Source organism: Pseudomonas sp. MWU16-30323 (genome assembly GCF_020515595.1).
Classification (GTDB): Bacteria; Pseudomonadota; Gammaproteobacteria; order Pseudomonadales; family Pseudomonadaceae; genus Aquipseudomonas; species Aquipseudomonas yamanorum.
In genome coordinates, this window is the sequence record NZ_JAIWYM010000080.1 from 1 (window position 1) to 1,131 (window position 1,131).

1 protein-coding gene is annotated in these 1,131 nt (G+C 52.3%); it reads right to left on the bottom strand.

What is annotated here, in order from left to right; translation table 11 throughout:
• Nucleotides 1-19: 19 nt before the first annotated feature.
• Complete coding sequence (locus LIY45_RS30500; RefSeq protein ID WP_093200084.1) at nt 20-961, bottom strand: IS110 family transposase; 942 nt, start codon at nt 959-961, stop codon at nt 20-22.
• Between the last annotated feature and the right edge of the window lie 170 nt (nt 962-1,131).

Below are 1,131 nucleotides of genomic sequence, written 5' to 3' on the forward strand. Positions count from 1 at the left end.
TGAGCAACCGTGTCGAATCTCAAGCCATTTCAGCGAAATGTTTTTGATCTCGGACCATCGCATTCAGGATCGTCAGCAGCTTTCTCATGCATGCAACCAGCGCCACTTTCTTCGTCTTCCCTGCAGCAAGCAGACGGTTGTAGAACCTCTCGATCACCGGGTTATGGCTCTTCGAGGACAAGACAGCCATGTAAAGCACACTTCGCACCTCAGCTCGACCACCCCATATCCGTCTACGTCCTTTGTACAGGCCGCTATCGCAGTTAAAAGGGGCCACACCAACCAATGCAGCCACTTGTTTGCGATTCACTTTGCCTAGCTCAGGAACCATCGCCAGCAGCGAAAGTGCGAGCACATTGCCAACACCTGAGACCTCGCGCAGCAAATCATAATTGGCCTTCCAGGCCGGCGAAGCTTTGATCGCTTCGTGCAAGTCATCGTCTGTACTTTTAAGACGCTTTTGAAGCCAGACGATATGTGCCTTGATATCCCGTCGAAGCGCCTTGAATACCGCCTGTTTCAGTCGAGACTCCTCCGCCACGATCATATCGATAAGCTGACGGCGTCTAGTTAGTAGATCTGCCAGTTCACGAGCGTGTTCATCTGGCATCTCCCGAATTTCGGGTTTGACCGCCTGAGCAAACTCCGCAATCACCTGGGCATCCAGAGCGTCGGTTTTAGCCAGCCGTCCGGTAGCCTTAGCGAAATCACGGACCTGACGGGGATTGACAACAACGACTGGTAATCCAGCAGCGCAAAGCTCGGCAGCGGCAAGCCGCTCATATCCGCCAGTTGCTTCCAGCACCACTAAAGCGGGCATCTGAGCCTTGAGATGCTTAGCTAAACGCTGGATATCTTCTGGAGTATTGAAAAACTGCTCGACTTGGCCAGTAGTGCTGACGAATGAGTCGAGCTTGTTTTTGGAAACATCAATTCCGACGAACGCAGAGTCATGGTCCATGGCGTTTTCCTCACGTCCAACCTTGCAGAATCGGGCTTTACGCCCAGGCAACCGTTCGGACTAGTTTAGAAAAGAACCTGCTTCGACCCATGCTCACTCACGATCTTGAAATCTGAGGGCACCACGGTCTGAAGCAGGTGAAAATAATCTTACAAGGGCACACCGAGCCT

What these genes read in the sequence shown, in the direction of transcription:
- LIY45_RS30500 (WP_093200084.1), bottom strand. Translation starts at nt 961, where the DNA reads ATGGACCATGACTCTGCGTTCGTCGGAATTGATGTTTCCAAAAACAAG.